General features: G+C 36.8%; 25 protein-coding genes. 21 read left to right on the plus strand and 4 right to left on the minus strand.

All coding sequences use genetic code 11. From position 1 onward, the window contains the following. Positions 1-43: 43 nt before the first annotated feature. A complete protein-coding gene (locus CWC11_RS13240) occupies positions 44-778 on the minus strand; it encodes a FadR/GntR family transcriptional regulator (protein WP_171038427.1) in 735 nt (244 codons plus the stop codon). A 68-nt stretch (positions 779-846) separates the two neighbouring features. After that, entirely contained in the window at positions 847-1,584 is a 738-nt protein-coding gene (locus CWC11_RS13245) for a FadR/GntR family transcriptional regulator (RefSeq protein WP_138683063.1), read from the minus strand. Between the two features lie 194 nt (positions 1,585-1,778). On the opposite strand from CWC11_RS13245, the gene CWC11_RS13250 reads away from it, so the two are divergent. From CWC11_RS13250 to CWC11_RS13275, 6 genes are all read left to right on the plus strand, one after another. Further along, positions 1,779-2,561 (plus strand): 2-keto-4-pentenoate hydratase, encoded by a 783-nt coding sequence (locus CWC11_RS13250; RefSeq protein WP_138683064.1) that lies wholly within the window; start codon positions 1,779-1,781, stop codon positions 2,559-2,561. Between the two features lie 281 nt (positions 2,562-2,842). After that, positions 2,843-3,745: a LysR family transcriptional regulator gene (locus tag CWC11_RS13255; RefSeq protein ID WP_138683065.1), complete on the plus strand. Its 903-nt coding sequence runs from the start codon at positions 2,843-2,845 to the stop codon at positions 3,743-3,745. Positions 3,746-3,899: 154 nt separating this feature from the next. Continuing rightward, on the plus strand, positions 3,900-5,120 hold the full coding sequence (locus tag CWC11_RS13260; RefSeq protein WP_138683066.1) for an MBL fold metallo-hydrolase: 1,221 nt from the start codon (positions 3,900-3,902) through the stop codon (positions 5,118-5,120). Positions 5,121-5,299: 179 nt separating this feature from the next. Further along, positions 5,300-6,310 (plus strand): haloalkane dehalogenase, encoded by a 1,011-nt coding sequence (locus tag CWC11_RS13265; RefSeq protein WP_171038428.1) that lies wholly within the window; start codon positions 5,300-5,302, stop codon positions 6,308-6,310. A 173-nt stretch (positions 6,311-6,483) separates the two neighbouring features. Further along, on the plus strand, positions 6,484-6,795 hold the full coding sequence (locus tag CWC11_RS13270) for a hypothetical protein (protein WP_138683068.1): 312 nt from the start codon (positions 6,484-6,486) through the stop codon (positions 6,793-6,795). A gap of 38 nt (positions 6,796-6,833) precedes the next feature. Then, complete coding sequence (locus tag CWC11_RS13275; RefSeq protein WP_138683069.1) at positions 6,834-7,280, plus strand: redoxin domain-containing protein; 447 nt, start codon at positions 6,834-6,836, stop codon at positions 7,278-7,280. A gap of 1,236 nt (positions 7,281-8,516) precedes the next feature. Here the strand turns inward: CWC11_RS13275 and CWC11_RS13280 are convergent. Both CWC11_RS13280 and trhA read right to left on the minus strand, forming a co-directional pair. Further along, positions 8,517-9,017, minus strand: a complete 501-nt coding sequence (locus tag CWC11_RS13280) for a hypothetical protein (protein WP_138683070.1) — start codon at positions 9,015-9,017, stop codon at positions 8,517-8,519. Positions 9,018-9,301: 284 nt separating this feature from the next. Further along, positions 9,302-9,931 (minus strand): PAQR family membrane homeostasis protein TrhA, encoded by a 630-nt coding sequence (gene trhA, locus CWC11_RS13285; protein ID WP_138683071.1) that lies wholly within the window; start codon positions 9,929-9,931, stop codon positions 9,302-9,304. A gap of 173 nt (positions 9,932-10,104) precedes the next feature. Between trhA and CWC11_RS13290 the strand changes: the two genes are divergently transcribed. The 15 genes from CWC11_RS13290 (at position 10,105) to CWC11_RS13360 (ending at position 22,881) form a co-directional block, all read left to right on the plus strand. Next, positions 10,105-10,446 (plus strand): hypothetical protein, encoded by a 342-nt coding sequence (locus CWC11_RS13290; protein WP_138683072.1) that lies wholly within the window; start codon positions 10,105-10,107, stop codon positions 10,444-10,446. A 336-nt stretch (positions 10,447-10,782) separates the two neighbouring features. After that, a complete protein-coding gene (locus tag CWC11_RS13295) occupies positions 10,783-12,156 on the plus strand; it encodes a cellulase family glycosylhydrolase (RefSeq protein WP_138683073.1) in 1,374 nt (457 codons plus the stop codon). 426 nt (positions 12,157-12,582) lie between these two features. Further along, complete coding sequence (locus CWC11_RS13300) at positions 12,583-12,855, plus strand: hypothetical protein (RefSeq protein ID WP_138683074.1); 273 nt, start codon at positions 12,583-12,585, stop codon at positions 12,853-12,855. Positions 12,856-13,092: 237 nt separating this feature from the next. Then, positions 13,093-13,671 carry an LON peptidase substrate-binding domain-containing protein gene (locus CWC11_RS13305; RefSeq protein WP_138683075.1) on the plus strand — a complete coding sequence of 193 codons (579 nt, stop codon included), beginning with the start codon at positions 13,093-13,095 and terminating at the stop codon, positions 13,669-13,671. A 69-nt stretch (positions 13,672-13,740) separates the two neighbouring features. Further along, a complete protein-coding gene (locus CWC11_RS13310; RefSeq protein WP_058550261.1) occupies positions 13,741-14,364 on the plus strand; it encodes a sigma-70 family RNA polymerase sigma factor in 624 nt (207 codons plus the stop codon). Beyond that, the gene (locus tag CWC11_RS13315) at positions 14,357-15,037 is read left to right on the plus strand and encodes a ChrR family anti-sigma-E factor (protein ID WP_138683076.1); all 681 of its coding nucleotides are present in this window, start codon (positions 14,357-14,359) and stop codon (positions 15,035-15,037) included. Before CWC11_RS13310 ends, CWC11_RS13315 begins: the two co-directional genes overlap by 8 nt. Positions 15,038-15,045: 8 nt before the next feature. Then, positions 15,046-15,999 carry a YbgA family protein gene (locus CWC11_RS13320; protein ID WP_138683077.1) on the plus strand — a complete coding sequence of 318 codons (954 nt, stop codon included), beginning with the start codon at positions 15,046-15,048 and terminating at the stop codon, positions 15,997-15,999. After that, entirely contained in the window at positions 15,999-17,393 is a 1,395-nt protein-coding gene (gene phrB, locus CWC11_RS13325) for a deoxyribodipyrimidine photo-lyase (RefSeq protein ID WP_138683078.1), read from the plus strand. Before CWC11_RS13320 ends, phrB begins: the two co-directional genes overlap by 1 nt. A 1-nt stretch (position 17,394) precedes the next feature. Then, positions 17,395-17,823 (plus strand): nuclear transport factor 2 family protein, encoded by a 429-nt coding sequence (locus tag CWC11_RS13330; protein WP_138683079.1) that lies wholly within the window; start codon positions 17,395-17,397, stop codon positions 17,821-17,823. A 2-nt stretch (positions 17,824-17,825) separates the two neighbouring features. Next, positions 17,826-18,536: an SDR family NAD(P)-dependent oxidoreductase gene (locus tag CWC11_RS13335; protein WP_138683080.1), complete on the plus strand. Its 711-nt coding sequence runs from the start codon at positions 17,826-17,828 to the stop codon at positions 18,534-18,536. Further along, positions 18,533-19,789, plus strand: a complete 1,257-nt coding sequence (locus CWC11_RS13340) for an NAD(P)/FAD-dependent oxidoreductase (RefSeq protein ID WP_138683081.1) — start codon at positions 18,533-18,535, stop codon at positions 19,787-19,789. The genes CWC11_RS13335 and CWC11_RS13340 overlap by 4 nt, the downstream gene beginning before the upstream one ends. Then, complete coding sequence (locus CWC11_RS13345; protein WP_138683082.1) at positions 19,782-20,510, plus strand: DUF1365 domain-containing protein; 729 nt, start codon at positions 19,782-19,784, stop codon at positions 20,508-20,510. Before CWC11_RS13340 ends, CWC11_RS13345 begins: the two co-directional genes overlap by 8 nt. A 51-nt stretch (positions 20,511-20,561) precedes the next feature. Then, a complete protein-coding gene (locus CWC11_RS13350) occupies positions 20,562-21,824 on the plus strand; it encodes an SAM-dependent methyltransferase (RefSeq protein ID WP_138683083.1) in 1,263 nt (420 codons plus the stop codon). Further along, entirely contained in the window at positions 21,802-22,311 is a 510-nt protein-coding gene (locus tag CWC11_RS13355; RefSeq protein WP_138683089.1) for a DUF2878 domain-containing protein, read from the plus strand. The genes CWC11_RS13350 and CWC11_RS13355 overlap by 23 nt, the downstream gene beginning before the upstream one ends. Positions 22,312-22,392: 81 nt before the next feature. Beyond that, positions 22,393-22,881 (plus strand): chalcone isomerase family protein, encoded by a 489-nt coding sequence (locus tag CWC11_RS13360; RefSeq protein WP_502704800.1) that lies wholly within the window; start codon positions 22,393-22,395, stop codon positions 22,879-22,881. The last annotated feature ends 2 nt before the right edge of the window (positions 22,882-22,883 follow it).

Here is a 22,883-nt window from a genome sequence, read left to right on the forward strand (position 1 = left end):
CTCTCACATTAAATGATGAGTTAGCGGTGCTATTTAAAATAATTTAAATATCCATTAACTTGGCTAAATTAGCTTTAGCGTCAGCTAATAGCTTTTCGGTTAAAGCGAGCGCTTTATCACTGTCACCTTTTGCTATTGCATCAAATACTTCTTTATGAAACGGAATAGAAGCATGATTACTTTCTGCGCTTTGATTAGTTACTTTAATACTTACTAGTAGCGCTGAAAAAATAACACATTCCATAGAAATAAATAGCTCATTATGAGAAGCTCGTAAAATAGCGCCATGAAAATGCGCATCAGCAATAACATACTTATCTAAATCGCTTACTGAGCTTTGCATTTCATTTAAAGCATCTTCTATTGCTTTTATATCTTCAGGCGTCGCACGCTGAGCAGCAACACTTGCTGCTTTTGGCTCAAATGCTAAACGAAATTCCATTAATTGAGTTAAAAACTCAGGGTTAAGAGGAGCACTTAAATGCCACGCCAATACATCGTCATCAAGTAGGGCCCAGTTATCACGCGTTTTTACGCGAGTGCCAATGCCTCTGCGTACATCTAAAAGCCCTTTACCAACAAGAATTTTTACTGCATCACGAACAACAACTCGACTTACTTGAAAACGTTCAGCTAAACGGTTTTCATCATCAATCAGTGTGCCAGGAGTATATGTGCCAGCAACAATTCTACGGCCTAATTCTTTAGCTACCTGTACCGGTAAGCTAGGTGACATGGCGCTGCTGCGTCTTAGATCGTAGTATGTTAATTCGCTCATAGTATCTTAGTGTCCGTATTATTTATTTATACGTACTATTTATATGAATTTGCGACAATAAACAATGGCTATTTGTTATTTACTGTCGCAGAAAGGCGAAAACTGGCGTCTTTGAGGAGTTTTTCGGTTAGTAGTTCAGCTTTTTCGCCATCTTTTGCAGCAATGGCTTCGTACACTTCACGATGAAACGGAATAGATGCACCGTTATCGCGAGGGTCTTTATTAGTTACTTTAATACTAACCAAAAGTGCAGAATAAATAACGCCTTCCATAGAAGCTAAAAAGCTATTTTGTGCTGCTCTTATAATTGCCTTATGAAATAAAGAATCAGCAATAATAAAATCTTCTGCGCTGTTATCTGTTTTAGCCATGCGCTCGCATGCGGCTGCAATTTCAATTAAATCCTCAGGTCGTGCGCGCTCTGCAGCCCAGCGAGCAGCTTTTGGCTCAAAAGCCAAACGCACATCCATTAGTTGTTCTAAAAATTTACGATTAGGTGGTGCTGACAAATGCCATGCTAATACGTCATCGTCTAGCATATTCCATCTATCACGAGGTAGTACACGCGTACCAATACCTCTGCGTACATCAAGTAGGCCTTTGCTTACTAAGATTTTTACCGCGTCGCGTACTACTACGCGGCTTACTTGGTAGCGTTTAGCGAGTGCATCTTCATCATCAATTAAACTGCCGGCTTCAAATGATCCAGACACAATGCGTCTGCCAATTTCTTTAGCAACTTGCACAGAAAGGCTTGCTGCCATTCCTGATGTTTGTTTTAGGTCGTAATATATAAGTTCACTCATACCTTTAATATAAACATATTATGTTTACTCGGTCAATTTAATATCAAAAATAGTGAGGTTAAATCATAAATATAAACATCATATGTTTATATTGAAAGTCTGATATTATTACCACATTTACTATATGGATGTAAGCTCACACTCTTTTGTGAAATAGCTAATGTTCAACCTAATACTAATCAAAGGATTATAAATTGAGTGATTTAAAGCAATTAACAGATATAGCAGCACACTTATTAAGCAAAAGAGAGTGTGGAAATGGCGCCTCTGATCTCCCTGAAGAGTTTACGATTGAATCGATTGAAGACGTTTTAGCAATTCAAAAATTGATGATAAAGCTAAATGATGAGACCGTTTACGGTTGGAAATGTATGCTTCCATCAAGCACAGGAGCTATTACTTTAGCCCCACTGCTTTATAAGCCAATTAATGCCACTAAGACTTGCTTATTAAATACAAAAAATAACAAAGCTCTGATAGAGCCTGAGATTGCCTTTGTTCTAAATAAAGACCTAACTGTATTAAAAGAATATACAAATGAACAAATAGACAGTGCCGTAAGCCGTGCGCACTTAGCATTAGAGCTTATTGAAAACAGGTTTAGCAAGCAATACGAAGCTACACAGTTTGAAAAGCTTGCGGATGGATTATCTAATCAAGGTGTATATATCGGCCCAGAAATAAGTCTGGAAAAAGCATATGAGAGTAATAATATTACGCTGATAGTAGAGCAAGAAGGCGATAAGAGCTTTAATGTTATAGGGCAGCACCCTGGTCATTTACCTCAACTTCCACTTTATTGGGCCATTAATTTTTTATCTGCAAATGGCTTTAAGTTAGAAAAAAATCAAGTATTTATAACCGGCTCATTTAATGGCCTTATGGAGATGGATATAAATAAAGAGATACAAATAACATATGAAGAATTGGGTAAACTGCATATCAAATTTGAAATAAAAAACTCAAATAAACCCTAAACCTAAAATTTACTATTAAACTGAGTTAGCTAAATTCTACCCGTATGAGCGGTAACCAATCATTGAGATTGATTAAATATAATAGTTAATTTATCAGTAGAACTTATGTTTTCTTATATATTTTCGAAAATGATCGATGCGCAAATTGTCTTATTCAACTTTACTGAAACTATTTTAGGTCGTTAGAAATAAGCTAATCTCCAAAATTTTATTTTAGCTTAAATATAAACTTAAAAATTTTTATGATAATTTAAGTTTTAGACTTCTTTACAGGATTGCAGATGAAATTTGATGATATGGCACTTTTTTTATTGGTGGCGGAGTTAGGTAGTTTTACTAAAACGGCTGAATATAAAAACATGCCTAAATCAACTGTTAGCCGTCATGTTAAAGACTTAGAAGATAGTTTAGGTGTAAGGCTGCTTGATCGCACGACGCGAACTTTAAAGCTAACAGCACAAGGCGAACTTTTTTATCAACGGGCAAAAAAAATTCTGCAAGATATCGATAAAGTACGCGATGATATCGGAGAAGAGCAATCAACAGCTGCAGGTGACATAACCATGTATGCCCCAAGTATTCTATTTCACTTATTTGGTAAGTGGATTATGCAGTTTCGTGAGCAGTATCCCGATATTCATTTAGAGTTGCTTAACCTTGACTCAAACACTCGTTTTCCAGAGCAAGCGAGGTTTGACCTTATTCTACAGCCTGGTGTAGTTAACGACTCAAGTTTTATTTCAAGGAAGATAGCCGATACGAAGGGGCAATATTATGCTAGCCCAGAGTATATTAGAAAAATGGGCGCACCTAACGAGCCCAACGACCTAACACAACACCATATTGTTTTTTATTCCTTACATCACGGTGAAGTTCCACGCTGGCAGTTTCATGGCAGCAATGAGCCATACTTTGTTGATTTTAAACGACAAATAAATAGCAATTCAGTTGAAACAACACTATCTTTAGCGTTGGAAGGGGCTGGTGTGGTTCGCTTACCCTTGATGTTAAGTAAACCTTATGTGGAAAGTGGGCAATTATGCGAGTTGTTTAATGGGGCCCATAAAATGAATGTTCCACTTTATGCCATTTACCCTTCACGTCGTTATATGCCGGAACGAGTAAGACTCATATTACAGTTTTTATTAGATAACGCCCAAAGTGCGATAGATGAACTCTCATAGTTTATCAACAACAAAAGACAGCTTATTCTCAATAAGCAAACTTCAATTACTGTTCCATTTTATGGAATAGTTCATCCTGCCAGTAGCTATTTATCTCGAGATAGATGACCACTAAACTCAACGCCATCAAATTTGTATATTAAAGAGATGGAAAATGTTGAAAAAAACAAAAAGTATTTTTATTCCCATGTTGATATCCAGCGTTGTTACAGGCTGTGTTACTCACGAACATATCTCTGAAAAGCAACAGCCTAGCGAAATAACTCCAGAGATGGCAATCAATAAGTTATTCGGTCCGTTTCCTCCAGAAGCCCAGGTTCCAACTGGATTTCAACGTCATGAACCTGTGCACAGCGTTAATCCACCGGACCCGTCGATTCCGACTCAAGCTTTATCAAAATGGGAGAAATTAAAACCGGGATATCAAGCTGATGTGCCGGAATGGCCAGAAGAAGTAGGTAAGTATTACATTCAGCGACTTACAGACAATACTTGGTGGCTCTATTCTGATGTGTTTGCAATGACGCTATATGTTGGTGAAAAAGAAGCGCTTATTATAGATATGCCTGAATTCGTACATATGGATGAGCTATTTGAAAATATTGATGATATTTTAAATGGGAAACCAATTACTACATTAGTCTATAGTCATCCGCATGCTGATCATATTGGTAAATCACAAGAGTTTGTTGCTTATCAGAAGGCCAAGGGAATTGATGTCCGAGTTGTTGGCAGTGAAGCCACAGTTCGTGAAATCAAACGTTATAACCAACCAGTGGCTGTGCCAACAGATGTGTTACCGACAGGTCGTGCAACTTTTGAATTTGATAGTAAAGAATTTGTTTACGCTACTATGTCTGATTGGGCTCATACAGGTGCTGATGCTTATATTATCACGCCAGACAAAGTGCTACATGTCGTTGATATTTTTTACAGTAATCGGTTACCGTTGCATGATTATTCAGGTGTTCAAAACATGAATGGTTGGATAGAAATTATGCGTCACCTTGCCGGCGAAGAAAATTGGAATGTAGCTAATATTGGCCACGTCAATGTTGCTCACCGTAAGGGATTAATCAGAAGTCTTGAATACACAAAAGACATTTACGATACCTGGTTCAAGGTAGCGCCTAAATATTGGAGCCGAGATATTCTCGTTCATGGTCAAGGTTATGTAGGTGCATTATTGCGTAATTTGTTTGACAAAATTTCTTATGAAGTTGCACTGGAGCTTAAACCTAAATGGGGACATTTACCTCATTGGTCGCTAGCGCATGATCACGCAATGAAAGTGCAGTGGGAATTGTTTTTAAACTATCGCTTCATCGATCATCCGGAAATTCGCCCGAGCTTTGAGCCAATAAAACCAGAATAAGCCAAAAGTAAGTTCTTGATATCCACGAATCCCTGTTATGTCGATAGTACAGGGATTCTATGCCTTCGTTGAACAACTCTGTGTAAAACAAATTTAACTGTCCACTTAAGGGTTGTTCAGTGTTTGTCGTAATGTCAGGCATAGAATATTCAATTAACAATTCATCGAGAAATAGAGTAATGAAAATAACAAACCTAAGTCGTTTAGCAATGGCTGGATTAATACTAATACCAACTTTTACCATTAATGTCACAGCCGCAGAAATTAAGGTTGAATCACCCAGCAGTGTAAGCGCCAAAGCACAAGAGATATCCGCTGATTTCCCTTTTGAATCAAAATATATAGAGGTGTATGGCTCGAATATGCACTATGTGGATGAAGGCACTGGTGCTCCTATTTTATTCCTGCATGGCAATACAACATCTAGCTACCTGTGGCGCAACGTGATGCCGCATTTATCAGGTCAAGGACGTATTATAGCCCCTGATTTGATTGGTTATGGTAAGTCTGACAAGCCAAACCTCGAGTACCGAGTATTTGACCAAATTAAATACGTTGAAGGCTTCATTGAAAAACTCAATTTAAACAATATCACCTTGGTAATTCACGATTGGGGTTCGGCGATTGGTTTGCACATTGCGATGAAATATCCTGAAAAAATTAAGGCTATTGCCATGATGGATGCCCATTTAAAACCAATGGAATCTTGGGATGAGTTTGCAGATGATGAACAAACGATTAAAGGCTTTCAAGCATTTCGGACACCGATTCTAGGTTGGGATCTCGTGACTAACAAAAATGTATTCATGAGAGAGTTATTTCCAAGTGTGATTCTCCGAGATTTGAAGCCAGAGGAAATGAATACCTATTTAGCACCATTTCCAACACCAGAAAGTCGTCGACCAATTTGGCGATTAGCGAATGACATTCCAATGATGGGGCAGCCAGTTGACACTCACAAGTTGTTTGCAACCTATAGTGATAAGTTAACAAAATCTGACCTACCAAAACTCCTGATCTACTTTGAGCCGGGACTGATTATCAGGGATGAGCAGTTAACCTGGGCAAAGACAAATCTAAAAAATCTTACTTTAACTAAAGTTGGAAACAGTGTGCATTTTGTTCAAGAAGATGACCCTCATGGTATTGGCGAAGCTATTTCAAACTGGTATCAGAAGCTGAAGCATTAGAAATACTTGGGCCTGGAAAGCATCGGCCGGTGGGAAAAAATGTTTTCTAATGCTATGAGCGACCCTGAAATGGAAGCAAAAGTGACTAATGAAAACTATTTTGCGACCGAGATAATGCAAAAATACATTAATGAAAGTCTGCCAGGAATAAGGTAATTACAGATGCTTATGCTATGCCGTTCCCTACACCTGAATATCGTAAAGGTACCGCTTTATTTCCGCAGCAAAAAATAATTGCTACACCTTGGTTAGAAAAAATTGAAAGTAAATTGGACACACTTTCAGATAAACCCATTGAATTGATTTTTGGATTAAATGGTGAGGTTTTAGGCACAACCGATATTCAAGAAAAGTGGCATGGTTTTTATCCAAATGCACCGGTGCAGTCACTTCCTAATGCGAATCATTTTACTCAGGTAGACAGGCCCGAAAGCTTTGTATTATCACTGATACGAATTTTAAAACAACTTTATTCAGAACAATAAATTATTAATATTACTTTTATAAACGGTTGTATAATCAAATGAATAACATAAATAACGCAAATGATATTAAGCAAATTTTAGAAAGCCACGAAACTGTTATTTTACTTACTTATAGAGGGTCATGGTGCCCATTTTGTAGGAAGTATCTAAGTGATTTTTCCAAAGCATTTCGCTCAGTAGATAAGAGTAATAAAATTATTGGGATTTCGTCAGAGAGTGTTGAGGAATCTCAAAAGCTTAAAGAGCAGCTTAATTTAGATTTTGAACTTGTCTCTGACCATAATTTTATTATGAATTCTTTATATCAAGTAAAAACAGGTGAAAATAGAAGTGGAGCCTATCTGCAACCAAGTATTTTTATATTTCATAAGGGGGTTAAAGTATTTGAGTGGATACAAAACCCAAGCTTATTTAAAAATTTAGGTGGTGCTATAAATAGAATACCCGTCGGAGATGTTATAAAGGAATTAAATGCATTGACCTAAAGGTGGTACACCAGGGCGTGTTGAACTTTGAAAATTAAAATCCGTTTAATATAGGTGGTATTTAATCGAGGTATGAGAAATGACCTCGAAAACTGCCTATGCGTTATTTTACTGATACCTATGTTCAATAGTATCTGATCAATTTTTGGGCTTAAACCAGACGCCAACTGTGTTAAAAAATTCTGATATACAACAAGTGGGTAACGAAATTTTCGCTTTGTTATCGACACGATTTTCTTACCTCAAAATAACTCACTTAATTAAGCTGATTGGTATGACTTACTGTATTTCCCCGCTTTCACTAGACACCGGCTTATAATCTTAAAGTACAAAACGGAAGTAAACTTCCGGCTTGTAAGCCTATATTTATATATTACGGAATCAAACTTCCGTTTCTAGGGCTTTAATGGTAGTTATCGGTAATTTACTTCTGTATTTTGAAAGCGTTAACCTAGATAGCTATATGAACAACTTATCGGGGTCTTCTTTGAACTCACAGCACTTTCTAGCCACTCGGCAACATAAAATGTTGATAATAATTGGCAAGGTATTTTACTGTGTCGGATGGTGCTTCGCTTATCCGACCTACACTTACACAAACCGGCAATCACCACCCATAAATTCGGTATTTATACATTAAGGTTTTTAAAGCCTTAATGTAATTAATTTTCCACAATTCAAAAATTTACCTAAACCTAATCTTACTTAGATTTAAGGTTGCCTCTAATTAATAAATCTCAATCTGTGTGCTACACCTTGCTTAATATTCAAACTATTCTCAAGCTGCCGCGAATTCTCAAGTTAAGTGGCGCTGGCCATATGGACATAAAAACTCCCGCTAATACCAATGCAATCCCGATATATCTTTTTTTCATATTCCCTCACAACGTCAGAGCATTTTGGTGATTTTATAAGATTACCTTTGCCATTTTTAATGAGATTTAAGCTACTTTCGCAAAAAGCATGATCTACAAGTGCCCATATATTCTCCACTATAAAAATTAAGCATCTGGTTCTCGCGCCTTATTTTATGGCTTATATAGACTTCCCAGGATTTATTTAGATCTTTTAGGGTTAGTTCTTCATATTTCTCTAATAATTTTAAAATTATTAAAGTTAAACTTTGCACAACCCCTACATTTCAGCTCGCTTCTAATTAACAGGCACTAGCATGGCGTACTCAATACGAAAGGCGCGCCGGATTTTGTACATATGAAGCAACAATCAATGCATGATTTAACGACTCGTTAACGGGACGATTTTAAAAATGTGATTTTTCTGCCCGTCTCTGACATAACTGATTTCCATACACTGGCCTTCAGTGATGAAGTTATCGGTATGATCATCTCCAGTAAAATATAAACTTTGAGTGTAATTACTAAATTGGAATCTTGTATTTTCGATTACGAACGTTTCCGTACGGTAGTTTGTTGGTGAAGTCTCAGAATTGTAATGTTTCACGCATCCAGCTACCATCTGGTACTTTTTCTCATCAATGATTTGGCGTAAATGTGAAACTTTAAAGTAACCAAAGATACTATCCGATACCAAAACGCAAGATAAAAAACCAAAACCCAAAAGAAATTTGTTGCTACTTATTTTTAAAATCTCTGAAATATATTGAGTAACATCAGAAAATTTAAATAGTATAAATAAAATCAGTACTATTGGGAAAATAGGTAAAAGCTGATCTAAGGCAAAACCTATCTGAGTTTCAAAATATGCACCTGAGTTCAATTTAGTCCTACTAATAATTTAATAGTGCGCTAGTCGCGCATACTTCTGTCGACGCCACGCTAATTTTTCTGCATGATATAGTTTTAGCAAATAACCTAAGTTATTACTATCACAAAGTTTTCTAAAATTTTTAGGTAAAGTTAAGTGAACCAATATGCGCGCAGTGTTCATTTTTATGAATCAATGGGCAAAGAGCAGCCTACCAATTAATTCACGACGATATTTGGCCAATCTCAATATCCTGCTATCGCTCAAACCAGACCACTCTAAATGGCTTTACCAGCCTAATAAACATACTTACTAATTGAAATATAATGGCAAACACACCCAGCAATCACAAACAAATGCCAAATAGCGTGGCTAAATTGGGTGCTTTTAGCGCTGTAAAATAAAGTACCTAAGCTGTAAAAAATGCCACCGGCGAGTAACCAATAAAGTGCATTTACATCAATATTTAAATAAAGCGGGTATACAATCGCTAGGGCAAACCAGCCCATGAGTAAGTAAGTAGCTAACGATACTTTTTTGTTACCATTTTTAACCAGTATTTTATAAGCAACGCCGCTAAGTGCTACAGCCCATATAAAGCTAAGGGTGCCCCAAGACCAAGCGCCATTTAGCGATAGTAATAAAAAGGGGGTATAAGTACCGGCTATTAATACGTAAATTGCGCAGTGATCACATTTTTTATAAAAGGCACGGAGTTTAGGCTGTACGCTTGCGTGATAAAGTGTGGATGATAAAAACAAAATAAATAAGCTTGCCCCATAAACAGCTGTGCTTATATATGCTTTAACACTGGTTGCTTGAGTGAATAAATCCCACATTACAAACACTGCAAATGCAATACCCAATGCATGGCTTAATACATTGAGCTTTTCTTCTTTTCGGGAATAAGGCGCGTCTAACGACATAACAGATCCTACCACTGTAAAATTTAATTTGAGTGTACAGTTGTACGCTGAAAGTTTCAATATGGTTTTTATGCGTTCTCGATTTGAGTTAATTAAGCTTTTACTTGATTTTAAAGAGAATTAATTCACTATGTTGTTGTCTACTGTAATCCATATTACGAGCTGAAACAAACATGAAAAAAGATTTAAAAGCGGCTTTACTTACCGCTGTTGTTTACCCTGGAGCGGGGCACTTTTCGTTAAAGAAACACCTAATAGGGAGTATTTTTGCAGGTGTATTTTCTATTTTATTAATATTGACGCTTAAAGACATTTTTGCGATTGCTCAATGTACTGCTAATGAACTTGTGTCGGGTAAAATACCCATGACAATTGCGGGTATATTAAAAGCAGCGCAACAACCTTCTGATGAGTGCGCAAAGCTTGCTGAATATAAGTATGTACCCTTAATGGTTGTAATTTGGTTATTAAGCATTGTAGATGCCTACCGTTTAGGTAAAAAGTCCTCAAAATAAAACGAACCGATTTATCCCTTACAGATTAAGTGGCTGCTATATGCAGCCTTTTTTATTTTTAATTTATTATTTTTATAACTTACAACATGTGTGTAAATGCATTGTAAATATAGTTAACTCCCTCGTTATGGCTCCCAACTACTAAATACGTATTACTTTTATGCCTAGGCATCAATAAATTACAGCTCTTTTGATGGGTTTTGTTCATTTGTTGTTAATAAATCTTTGCTATTTTTACGACGCAAATAATATTGATTGTTATTTGTGTATCTAAATTAATACAAAACTTTATTGGTTTAGCTTTAACGAGCTAATATTTTATTTAAGGAAAATGTTATGAATGTTTGTTTAAGTAGTCATATAAAAGGGAGCTTTAAGGTTGCTAGTTTATCTGTAGCGCTATTGTTGGGTGTTTGCTCTACTGCGCATGCTGCTGTTGAAAAACTAACGGTAAGTGGGAATCAGGTTTTAGCGGGCGGTGTGAGTAAGAGCTTTGCTGGGCCAAGCTTATTTTGGAGTAACACAGGCTGGGGCGGTGAAAAATTTTACACGGCAGAAACAGTCGCAAGTGCTAAAACACAATTTGGTGCAACGTTAATCCGTGCAGCTATTGGCCATGGTACAAGTACGGGTGGTAGCTTAAACTTTGATTGGGATGGCAATATGAGCCGTTTGGATAGCGTTGTAAATGCGGCTATTGCTGAGGATATGTACGTTATTATTGATTTTCATAGCCATGAAGCACACACAGACCAAGTCACTGCAATTCGTTTTTTTGAAGAAGTAGCCACTAAATATGGTGATTACGATAACGTTATTTATGAAATTTATAATGAGCCATTACAAATCTCTTGGGTTAACGATATAAAACCGTATGCAGAAACCGTTATAGATAAAATTAGAGCAATCGACCCTGACAATTTAATTGTTGTTGGTACGCCTACCTGGTCACAAGATGTTGATGTAGCATCACTAGACCCCATTGAACGGGCAAATATCGCGTATACACTTCATTTTTATGCAGGTACGCATGGTCAGTCATATCGTAATAAAGCTCAAACGGCACTTGATAACGGTATTGCCTTGTTTGCTACTGAATGGGGTAGTGTAAATGCCGATGGCAATGGGGCTGTAAATATTAATGAAACAGATGCATGGATGGCGTTTTTTAAAACAAACAATATTAGCCATGCAAATTGGGCATTAAATGACAAAGCAGAGGGTGCATCAACATTTACTCCTGGTGGAAGCTGGGGCTCGTTAACAGCGTCTGGCACTAAAGTTAAAGAGATCATTCAAGGATGGCATGGTACTAGTGGTAATGTTGATTTAGACAGTGACGGAGATGGCGTTATAGATAGCCTTGATCAATGTAATAACACACCAGCTGGAACAACCGTTGATAGTATTGGCTGTGCAATTGCAGATACTGATGCTGACGGGGTGAGTGACAATATAGATCAATGTCCTAATACGCCAGCAGGTACTAATGTTGATTCAAGTGGCTGTGCTGTATCTGTTGGTACTGGCTGCAGTGATGCTAACGTTTATCCTAATTGGGTAAGCCAAGACTACATAAACGGTCCATATACGCATAATAATACCGACGAAAAAATGCAGTATCAGGGTAACTTATACACAGCAAAATGGTATACCAATTCGATACCAGGTAGCGATAGTTCTTGGGCGTTCTCGCAAAGTTGTGACTAACGAATAGTCAATCATTTATTAAATGATTTAATATAAAAGTTAAGTACAAATGTACTAAGTGTTTGTGCTTAACTTTATCAATAACAAATGCACTTTAAAGCACAGTTTTATTATATCTACCTTCTAAATTCCTTCTAAATATTCCGCTGTAAATTTAATCCCTACAGATAAACAGGCTCAATATTAAATAAAAATGGCCTAATAAAATTTTGTACAAAAATATATTTTACTCGTAAGTAGATTTTTAACTAAATATTGGTCAAAAAGTTAATTTTATGTAGTTAAATTAACTAGTGCTGAATTGTTTTATTTTAATGATTATTTATAAAGTTGTTTAATAACAACTCCTTAGGTTTTATTCTTATATTGGCACAACCCTTGATTATGTTATTACGTCTAAACAATACACAAACAAGGAATACCATTATGAAACATTCAATTAAAATCGCTATGGCAAGTTTATTAGTATTAGGTTCTGCACATGTTAATGCAGCTGAAGTGGACCTAGATGTAACTGATATTTTATCAACCAGTGTTAGTAACTATGTAAAGCAAACAACGTCTGAGCTTGAAAACTCGTTAAAAGAAACGCTAAGTTTTGATGCACAAGCTATTTTAGATAGCTTATTAGAAACCAAGCAGCCAAGTGAAGTTAGTGATAGTGCTACAGCAAAAAATGTAGCAAATAACGCGCAGTAAACTAATTAAAAGGAATTAAGACGATGAGCAATGAATTAGGATTATTTGCATTAATGTTAGCACCAGTAGTGAGTATGATAAGTGCTTATTACTCGGTTCAAATGATTAAAGTTATGGGGAGTTGGTTTAATCTTTAATTAATAACATTACAGGTAATTAATTCGATTGATACTAAGCTGATCGACTTAGCAAAAGCGCACGTAAATAAAGGCAGAGTGATTTAAATAAGTAGACTTTATGAAGCGTGCGATTTTTCCATTACCAATTTTTATACTACCTCAGGGCTATACGCGTTTACGTATATTTGAGCCTCGCTATTTAAATATGGTTAAAACAGCACTAGAGAACGACACCGGATTTGTACTGTGTACTTTTGAGCACGACACACCGTTTAATATAAGCGCTCAAGGTTGCTTAGTCGACATTATAGACTTTAACCAAGATGACAGCGGTATGTTGCTTATAGATGTAATTGCATCCAAAACCGTGCAAATTGATGATGTTTACCAAGATGAGCAAGAGCTTCGCCATGGTTTAATTTCAAATTGTATTGCACCTTATTGGTACAACCAATCGTTCGTTGATATTGGCGAGCATACAAAGCTTAAATTGACCCTTCAAAATATATTTTCAACCAATCCTGAACTGAGTGAATTGTATAAGCAAACTCGCTTTGACGAACTAACGTGGGTTGTAGCCCGCTGGTTAGAGCTATTGCCTATATCTATTGAGAAAAAACAGCAACTTGCGTTCGAAACTAACTTTGATAACTTACTAAGTTTCCTCCATACTGTGATTAATAACGAATTTGCCTGATTTTATTTGATCCTAAACAAACTTGCGTGCGTACTTACTAATACAAAAGCAATAACGGGATATATTATTATGGTAAGTCAACAACAATCACCACGTTGTGAACCTAATACAGGTAAGTACACTGCCATGCCAGAAACGCCAAGCAAAGAACTCATGCAAGCGCTCATTGACGTAGCTCAATCGCGAGACAAAAAAGCGTTTGCTTATTTATTTGAATATTTTGCTCCAAAAATTAAACGATTCGGCATTAAACAGTTTGGTGTTGAAGCGCAAGCAATGGAACTTGTGCAAGAAACACTAACATCTGTATGGCGAAAAGCGCATTTATATCACAGTGACAAAGGCGCTGCGACTACGTGGGTTTACACGGTAATGCGTAATGCATCGTTTGATATGCTTCGAAAAATGAAAAGCAATAAAGAAGAAAACATTAGCGAAGATATTTGGCCGTTATTGAACGAAACTCAAGATACTAATCACGAATACACCGATCACCTTGAAGATAAACAAATTAAGCGCTACCTCGACAAGTTACCACTTGCACAAAGAGAAGTTGTAAGAGGCGTTTATTTTCAAGATATGTCGCAAGAGCAACTTGCACATCAACTTAACATTCCAGTAGGCACGGTAAAATCACGTTTACGTTTGGCCTTACAGAAATTACGTAATGAAATGGGAGATCAGCATGATTAAACATCACCCGAGTGAAACTTTACTGACACAATATTGCAGTGCATCACTTAGCGCATCACTTAGCTTAGCCGTATCTATTCATGTAGATATGTGCCCAGTTTGCCAAGCAAAAGTAGCAAAAATTGAGGCCAGTAACGCCGAGCAAGTTTTTAGCGACTCTTTTGAGCAAAGTACGCAACTAGATACATTGCCTGTTGATATTACAGATGAGCAAGAGTCTAGCTTATTTGATTTTATTACTGCCGATACAAGCGCTGATGAAGTATATGAAGTAGAACCGGTTGCTATTAAAGTAAATAACCACAACTACCAGTTACCACGAGCACTGACACGCATATCGCATGGTAAGTTTACGCAGGTTGGTAAATTAGCCCGCTCACGTGTAGCGCTTGATGACGGCCCATTGCGCTCAAGCTTGTTACATATTGATGCTGGTGGTGAAATTCCGGAGCATACTCATACTGGCTTTGAAATTACTTTATTACTTGATGGTGAGTTTAGTGACGAAGAAGGTAGCTACGTACCAGGTGACTTTATTTTTCAAGATGGTAGCCACCAACACACACCACTTACAAAAGATGGTTGTTTATGCTTTACAGTGGTCAGTAGTGCGCTACATTTTAATAAGGGCTTCAGCAAGTTACTAAATCCAATTGGTAATTTGATTTATTAAGAGAATTTATGCAAACAGACACAATAAAAATAGGCATAAGCGCCTGCTTAGCAGGCGAAAAAGTAAGATTTGATACAGGTCATAAAAAATCTAACTTTTGTATGGATGAACTGGGTAAGCACGTTGAGTACACACGTTTTTGCCCAGAGGTCGCCGTAGGTTTACCAATTCCTAGACCTACGATTAGGCAGGTTAAGGTTGGCGACACAATTAAAGTGTGCAGGCCAGATGGCTCGGGTGATGTAGGCCCACAATTAACCGAATATGGTAAAAAAGTAGCCACAGAGCAAGCAAGTACATTAAGCGGTTTTGTTTTTTGTGCCAAAAGCCCAAGCTGTGGTATGGAGCGTATTAAAATATACAACGAAGCAGGTACAGGTAACACATCTGAAGGCGTTGGTTTTTTTGCAGAGCAAATAATGAAACACAATCCGTTATTGCCATGTGAAGAAAACGGCCGTTTAAATGACATGCACCTTCGTGAAAATTTTGTAATGCGTGTTTACGTATATAAAAACTGGCAAATGCTAGCAAAAGAACCGCTAAGTGTTCATAAATTAACTCAATTTCATTCTCAGTATAAATATTTGCTAATGGCTCATAATTACCAAGCTTATAGAGATCTAGGCAACTTACTGGGTACTTTTGTTGGGGATGATGTAAACGCACTTGCCGACGAATATATTTTAGGTTTAATGACGGGTTTAAAAAAGCCTGCTTCTCGCAGAAATAACTGCAATACCTTAATGCATTTACAAGGTTACTTTAAAAAAGATTTATCTAAAGTTGAAAAACAAGAGTTACGTGACGCAATTGATGAATATAGAGAAGGCTTGGTGCCGTTATATGTACCGTTAACGTTACTTAAACACCATTTAAAAGTGCATCCAAACGAGTACCTTGAAAAACAAGTATTCTTTAACCCTTACCCTAACGAACTAAAACTACGATACGGTATTTAATGAACACATTATTTTGGTTTAGGCGCGATTTGCGCCTTTTTTCGAACGAAGCGTTGATCCAGGCGCTAAATGATGGCGCTAAACACGCCATTTTTTTTGTTTGTGAAAAGCAATGGCAGCAGCATAACACCGCGCCAATTCAAATAGATTTACTTAAGCGACGAGTAAAGTACTTACAACAGCAACTAGCAGATTATGGTATTACGCTGCATGTAATTAGTGCGCCATACTTTAGTGATTGCGAATCGAAGTTAATTGAGTTTTGCCAGTCGAATAACGTTAAACATATTGTTGCTAACACTGAATATGAATTAAATGAAGTAAATCGTGATAAGGCAATTTTAGCTAAATGCGATGATGTTGGTGTTACATTTACTCTGTACGAAGGGGATTTAATTGCGCCAGCGGGCAGTGTTAAAAACCAAAGCAATGAAATGTATAAAGTGTTTACTCCGTTTAAGCGCGCATGGCTAAAGCAGTATCAAGACATTCACTTTAGTTTACCAACGTGGCCTTTAGATAAAGCGTCAGTTGATGTAAAAGCTGAACCACTTCTTAAAAGTGATGATAGCTCTGAAAAATGGCCTGTAGATGATGAAACACTCTTTAAAATAGTGAATGATTTTATTGCTGACAAACTAACAAGCTATGACGATAACCGTGATATACCAAGTATTAAGGGGACTTCGGGCTTAAGCCCTTATTTAGCGCTTGGTATTGTGAGTACAAAGCAATTATTAATTAATATTCAGCAGCAATATCCTGATATTTTAACAACGTCAAAAAGTAAAACCTTCACATGGGTAAACGAACTTGTTTGGCGTGAATTTTACCGACATTTAATTTCAGAGTTTCCTAAGTTATCGCGTGGAGATAATTTTAGCGAAAAGTATAACGCGGTAAAGTGGCGTAAAAACGAAGATGACTTTAATGCATGGTGCGAAGGTCGTACAGGTTATCCACTTGTAGACGCTGCTATGCTTCAGTTAAAGCAAACAGGTTGGATGCACAATCGTTTACGTATGGTAGTTGCAAGTTTTTTAACTAAGCATTTGCTTATTGATTGGCGTGAAGGCGAAAAGTACTTTATGCAGCATCTAATTGATGGTGATTTAGCATCTAATAATGGTGGCTGGCAATGGGCTGCCAGTACAGGGTGTGACGCTCAGCCTTATTTTAGAATTTTTAACCCTATCACCCAAAGTGAACGCTTTGATCCAATAGGTAAGTTTATACGTAAGTATTTGCCAGAGCTTAAAAATGTGCCAGATAAACAGATTCACTTTCCACATACTTATATTGCTTCTATGGGTAAAACGAAGGACTGTTACTGGCCGGCAATTGTAGATCATAAAGCTGCACGTGAGCGTGCGTTGGCTGCTTTTAAGGTGTGATATGGATAACGTGCTACCAGTAGGTAAATTTGTAGATATTTATCAAAAACTTGATAACAGTAATTTAGAGCTATTAAGTGAAATTTACAGTGATGATATTGAGTTTATAGATCCAATGCATCAGATAAACGGTATTGCCGAGTTACGTGCTTATTTTGCTAATTTATATAGCAATGTTAAACACTGCCAATTTGACATAACGGATTCCTTTAGCGCCGGTAATAACGCGTTTATTTACTGGACTATGCACTACGCACACCCAAAACTTTCCTCGGGTAAAACAATATCTGTACAAGGGCACAGTAAGCTTATTTTTAAAAACGATAAGATCATTAAGCATCGAGATTATTTTAATGTTGGTGAGCTTTTGTATAAACACATTCCGTTATTAGGCTCTGTTATTAACTACATAGATAAAAGGGCAGGCTGAATATGATTACATTAATTACAGGGGCTACCTCAGGTATTGGTGAGCAACTAGCGATTAAATATGCTGAGCAGGGCGATACCGTTATTGCTTGTGGTCGAAACAGAGAAAAACTAGCCGAACTTGCTCAACACAAAAATATTCAAATTTGTCAATTTGATGCCACAAGTTTAGATGATATTAAACAATCAACCATTGGTTTTACACAATTTGACCGCGTTATATTAAACGCAGGCAATTGTGAGTATGTTGATGATGCACGAAATTTTGATAGTGCTTTATTTGAACGTGTCATTACAGTTAATTTATTAGCAATGGGTTACTGCCTAGAAGCTTTACTACCTAAAATTAACGCAGGTGGCCAACTTGTATTAGTAAGCTCAAGCGTAACTTATTTGCCACTTCCTCGTTCAGAAGCCTATGGGGCATCTAAATCAGGCGTTAGTTATTTAGCTAAGAGCTTAGCCGTAGATTTAAGTGACGTTGATGTAACGCTAGTTCATCCTGGGTTTGTAAAAACGCCGCTCACAAACAAAAATGACTTTCCTATGCCAATGGCGGTTACCGCAAAAGAGGCGGCAGATTATATGATTAAAGGTATTGGTAAGCGCCGCAAAGAAGTTCATTTCCCTTATCGTTTTACACTTATCTTAAAAGCTTTGCGAATATTACCACTCCCGCTATGGCTTAAAATCGCAAAAGGATTAACTCGTTGAAAAAAATAGCAATAATTGGAACTGGTGTATCTGGATTAACTGCCGCACATTTACTTCATAAACATTATGATGTAACAGTGTTTGAAAAAAATGATTACATAGGCGGGCACACTGCAACAGTTGATGTAACTATAAGCGGAGCCAAATACGCTATTGATACTGGTTTTATTGTTTTTAATGATAGAACTTATCCATACTTTGAAAAACTACTTGCTCGTATAGGCGTTGATAAACAGCCTACCCAAATGAGTTTTAGTGTGCATAACGATGCTACTGGCTTTGAATATAACGGCCATACTTTTACTAGCTTGTTTGCTCAGCGAAGAAATATATTTAGACCTAAATTTTGGCGTCTTTTATACGATATCGTTAAGTTTAATAAAGTGTGTAAAGCTATTTACGAGCAAGGTGACTACAAACAAGAACACTCGTTAGGTGAGTTACTTAATGAACATGGCTTTAACGACTTTTTTAAATATCATTATATTCTGCCGATGGGCGCTGCTATTTGGTCTACCAGTATTAAAGAAATGGAAAATGTTGGTGTCGAGTTTTTTGTTAAATTTTTCTTTAATCATGGACTCTTAGACATAACAAACCGCCCGCAGTGGTATGTTATTCCTGGTGGGTCTCGTGAGTACATTAACCCTTTAATTAAGGGGTTTGCAGATAAAATAAAACTAAATAGCAGTATAGAATCAGTGATCCGCACTAACGACAAAGCTATTATTGAGTTTGCAAATGGTGACAAAGACGAATTTGATAAAGTCATTTTTGCTTGCCATTCAGACCAAGCACTTAGCCTTTTGGGTGATGCAACAGCGCAGGAGCAATCCGTATTAGGTGCCATCGCTTATACTGAAAACTCTGTGGTTTTACATACCGATACGAGTTTATTACCTGACAGAAAAGCAGCGTGGGCAAGCTGGAATTATCTTCTTAATAACAACACTGATAAAGCCGCGGTTGTTACGTATCAAATGAATATTTTGCAAGGAATTGCAAGTGATACACAATTTTGTGTAACGCTTAATCACCTGCAGGGGATTGAACAAAGTAAAATACTTCGTGAGTTTACTTACCATCACCCTGTATTTAACCAATCATCCATAGCCGCACAAAAGCAAAAACACAGTATTGATGGGCAAAATAACAGTTATTTTTGTGGTGCTTATTGGTATAACGGCTTTCATGAAGATGGTGTGCGAAGCGGTGTAGACGTAGCTAAGCAGTTAGGTGTTGAGTTTGACTAGTGCAGTGTACTTAGGCGATGTTAGACATCGCCGATTTGCTGTTAAAAACCATAGCTTTAACTACTCGCTTTATATGATGTGGGTTGACTTAAAGCAGCCTTTAAACTTAAATAATATTCATCCTATGTTGGGTACATTTGGGTTTAAAGCACTTAGGTTTAAACAGGCAGATTACTTACAAAATGTACCTAATCCGCAGCAACATACCGTGTTTGAGCGTGCACAAATGCAGTTGCAATCATTAGGTGTTACTGAAGAGTTTGAGCATATTTATATGTTGGGGCAGTTGCGTTGCTTTGGAATTTATTTCAGCCCAGTAAATTTTTATTTTTATGGCCACACTAGTGACGAATTTAAGTATTTAGTAGCAGAAGTAAGTAATACACCTTGGAATGAGCGACATTACTATTTAGTTCCTTTAGGAAAAAAAGTGAACTTTAAAAAGGTTTTTTCCGTATCACCATTTATGGATTTGAATATGGACTACCACTGGCATATTCGACATACACTTAGCAATACATTGATACACATAGAAAATAAAAAAGACGAAACATTGTTATTTGATGCTTCTCTTAGGCTAAAACGTCAAGAGCTAACCAAAGAAGCGGTTAGTCAATTACTAAAACGCTTTCCAGCTATGACGTGGTCTGTTTTCAAAGGCATTTATGTTCAAGCTTTTAAGTTGTTTGTTAAAAGAGTGCCTTTTTTAGGTCATTCGTAAAGCCATTAGGTGTTAAGCCTTGGTAGTTAAAACAATAATATAGGTAATTCAATGGAAAAAGTGTCGAGTTTAAATTGCGCACAAAACACAGGTTGGTTTACTAACTTTTATAAAAAGTTAGTAATAGGCGCATTTTCTTCTATAGAAACAGGCCAAATAGTTTTAGTTGATGGTAGCTCTCGCTCTGTTTTTGGCGATACTTCGTCAAACCTAAAGGTGACTATAAGTGTAAACGATAAAGCAATGTATAAAGCATTTGCATTATCAGGCAGTGTTGGCGCTGGTGAATCTTATATTTTAGGGCAGTGGTCTTGCGACAACTTGACGCGTCTTATCGAAATTTTTGCAATTAACCAAGATCAATTAGACAATTTTGAAAAGAAATTCTCTTTTTTTAGTAATATTGCCCATAGAATTAACCATTTTAAAAATAAAAATTCAGAGTCTGGTTCAAAAAAGAATATTGTTGCTCACTACGATTTAGGTAATGATTTGTATGAATCTTTTTTATCTGATGAAATGTTGTATTCAAGCGCCATTTACCCTAGTAAAGATGCAACGCTTGAGGAAGCGCAGCAATATAAGCTTAAACGTATTTGTGAGCAGGTAGAGTTACAGCAAGGCGACTCGGTGATTGAAATTGGTACAGGTTGGGGGGCTTTCGCTATTTATGCAGCCACCCACTATGATTGCCACGTAACAACTACAACTATTTCTGACGAGCAGTACGATTACGTTGCTAACAAGGTTAATGCCCTTGGTCTTGAAAGAAAAATAACATTATTAAAGCTTGATTATCGTTTATTAGAAGGGCAGTACGACAAGCTTGTTTCGATTGAAATGATAGAAGCTGTCGGTCATGATTATTTACCAAGCTTTTTTACCAAGTGCGGTGATTTACTCAAAGAAAATGGCGCTATGCTTATTCAAGCAATAACAATAAGCGATCAGCGTTATAAACATTATTTAAAAAATTCTGATTTTATTCAGCAATATATATTTCCTGGTGGGTGTTTGCCATCGCTCAACGAAATGAGTGAACAAATTAAAAATAACACCAACATGGTTATTCATACTGTAAATGATATTGGTGCTCACTACGCGCGAACATTAGCGGATTGGCGCGAACGTTTTATTCAAAGCTGGCCAGAGTTAGATAGAACTAAATTTGACGAACGATTTTATAGACTATGGTTATTTTATTTTGCTTACTGTGAAGGGGCATTTAGAACTCGTGCCACTAGTACGGTACATTTAATGGCTCGTAAACCGCGCTTTACTAGCGATAATGATGAAATTGCACTCGGTTATTAATTTTGTCTTGTTTCAAGCAGTATGGTTTTTATCATTACTGCTTGAAGAGCAATCTATTTTTGCTACTCCTTTAATAATTGCTTTAATGTTTTATTTATCAAAGCAAAAAAAACATGATGCTATTTTATTGTTAAAAGCGCTGCCATTAGGGCTATTCGGCGAGTTTATTGCTGTAAAGCTAGGTTTGCTTGAGTTTCATTCTTACCCATTTCCTCTTTGGCTTGTTTTTTTATGGGCCTCTTTAGTGCTGTGTATTAACAGCTCTATGTCTTTTTTGACGTCACTTAAGTTTTGGCAAGCATTTTTAGTATGTTTAGCCTTTGCACCTGCAAGCTACTGGGCCGGTGCACGCTTTGGTGTACTAAACTTACAATTACCCCTGATACAATTTTGGCTGATATACGGCTTAATATGGGCAAGTATGTTTACTTTAATATTGTTTACAAACTCAAAAATAAAATCGGTGCTGAATACAAAACCTCTTTAGCATGCCTCAGCCCGCTTGTGATTTGATCAAACTTGTTCTGTAGCGCGTATATTTAGTACTTTATAAAGTTAAGGAACGATTTTGAAAATAAATTTATTAATTAGTTTTTGCTTTTTACTCACCTCCTATAATGCCTATGCAAATGATGACTTTACAAAAGTAGGCGAAGCCAGAATGGAGTATTTATTTTGGGACGTTTACGATGCCACATTGTTTACACCTTCTGGTAAATATAAAAACGGTGAAAACCCGATAAAGTTTAAGCTTAAATACTTGCGTGACTTTGAGGCAAAAGACATTGTTAAAGCAACTAAAGAGCAGTGGGAGCATTTAAACAAACCTGACTTATCTCAAAAGTATGCAGATAAATTACTTAATATTTGGCCAAATATAAGTAAAGGCGACTCCTTAATGCTAGAAACAGACGTAAATGGTAAAAGTACATTTTATTATAATGATGAAAAAGTGGGCCAAATAGATGATGTTGAATTTGCTAATGATTTTTTGGCAATCTGGCTTGATAAAAATACGTCTGAGCCTGCGCTTCGACAACAACTACTAGGAAACTAACT

This window comes from Pseudoalteromonas sp. S3178, from assembly GCF_005886985.1.
GTDB lineage: Bacteria > Pseudomonadota > Gammaproteobacteria > Enterobacterales > Alteromonadaceae > Pseudoalteromonas > Pseudoalteromonas carrageenovora.

Bases quoted from the DNA above. Each gene is read 5' to 3' on its own strand.
- CWC11_RS13240 (WP_171038427.1), bottom strand. From the start codon at position 778: ATGAGCGAATTAACATACTACGATCTAAGACGCAGCAGCGCCATGTCA.
- CWC11_RS13245 (WP_138683063.1), bottom strand. From the start codon at position 1,584: ATGAGTGAACTTATATATTACGACCTAAAACAAACATCAGGAATGGCA.
- CWC11_RS13255 (WP_138683065.1), top strand. From the start codon at position 2,843: ATGAAATTTGATGATATGGCACTTTTTTTATTGGTGGCGGAGTTAGGT.
- CWC11_RS13260 (WP_138683066.1), top strand. From the start codon at position 3,900: ATGTTGAAAAAAACAAAAAGTATTTTTATTCCCATGTTGATATCCAGC.
- CWC11_RS13265 (WP_171038428.1), top strand. From the start codon at position 5,300: ATGAAAATAACAAACCTAAGTCGTTTAGCAATGGCTGGATTAATACTA.
- CWC11_RS13270 (WP_138683068.1), top strand. From the start codon at position 6,484: ATGCCGTTCCCTACACCTGAATATCGTAAAGGTACCGCTTTATTTCCG.
- CWC11_RS13275 (WP_138683069.1), top strand. From the start codon at position 6,834: ATGAATAACATAAATAACGCAAATGATATTAAGCAAATTTTAGAAAGC.
- trhA (WP_138683071.1), bottom strand. From the start codon at position 9,931: ATGTCGTTAGACGCGCCTTATTCCCGAAAAGAAGAAAAGCTCAATGTA.
- CWC11_RS13290 (WP_138683072.1), top strand. From the start codon at position 10,105: ATGAAAAAAGATTTAAAAGCGGCTTTACTTACCGCTGTTGTTTACCCT.
- CWC11_RS13295 (WP_138683073.1), top strand. From the start codon at position 10,783: ATGAATGTTTGTTTAAGTAGTCATATAAAAGGGAGCTTTAAGGTTGCT.
- CWC11_RS13300 (WP_138683074.1), top strand. From the start codon at position 12,583: ATGAAACATTCAATTAAAATCGCTATGGCAAGTTTATTAGTATTAGGT.
- CWC11_RS13305 (WP_138683075.1), top strand. From the start codon at position 13,093: ATGAAGCGTGCGATTTTTCCATTACCAATTTTTATACTACCTCAGGGC.
- CWC11_RS13310 (WP_058550261.1), top strand. From the start codon at position 13,741: ATGGTAAGTCAACAACAATCACCACGTTGTGAACCTAATACAGGTAAG.
- CWC11_RS13315 (WP_138683076.1), top strand. From the start codon at position 14,357: ATGATTAAACATCACCCGAGTGAAACTTTACTGACACAATATTGCAGT.
- CWC11_RS13320 (WP_138683077.1), top strand. From the start codon at position 15,046: ATGCAAACAGACACAATAAAAATAGGCATAAGCGCCTGCTTAGCAGGC.
- phrB (WP_138683078.1), top strand. From the start codon at position 15,999: ATGAACACATTATTTTGGTTTAGGCGCGATTTGCGCCTTTTTTCGAAC.
- CWC11_RS13330 (WP_138683079.1), top strand. From the start codon at position 17,395: ATGGATAACGTGCTACCAGTAGGTAAATTTGTAGATATTTATCAAAAA.
- CWC11_RS13335 (WP_138683080.1), top strand. From the start codon at position 17,826: ATGATTACATTAATTACAGGGGCTACCTCAGGTATTGGTGAGCAACTA.
- CWC11_RS13350 (WP_138683083.1), top strand. From the start codon at position 20,562: ATGGAAAAAGTGTCGAGTTTAAATTGCGCACAAAACACAGGTTGGTTT.
- CWC11_RS13355 (WP_138683089.1), top strand. From the start codon at position 21,802: ATGAAATTGCACTCGGTTATTAATTTTGTCTTGTTTCAAGCAGTATGG.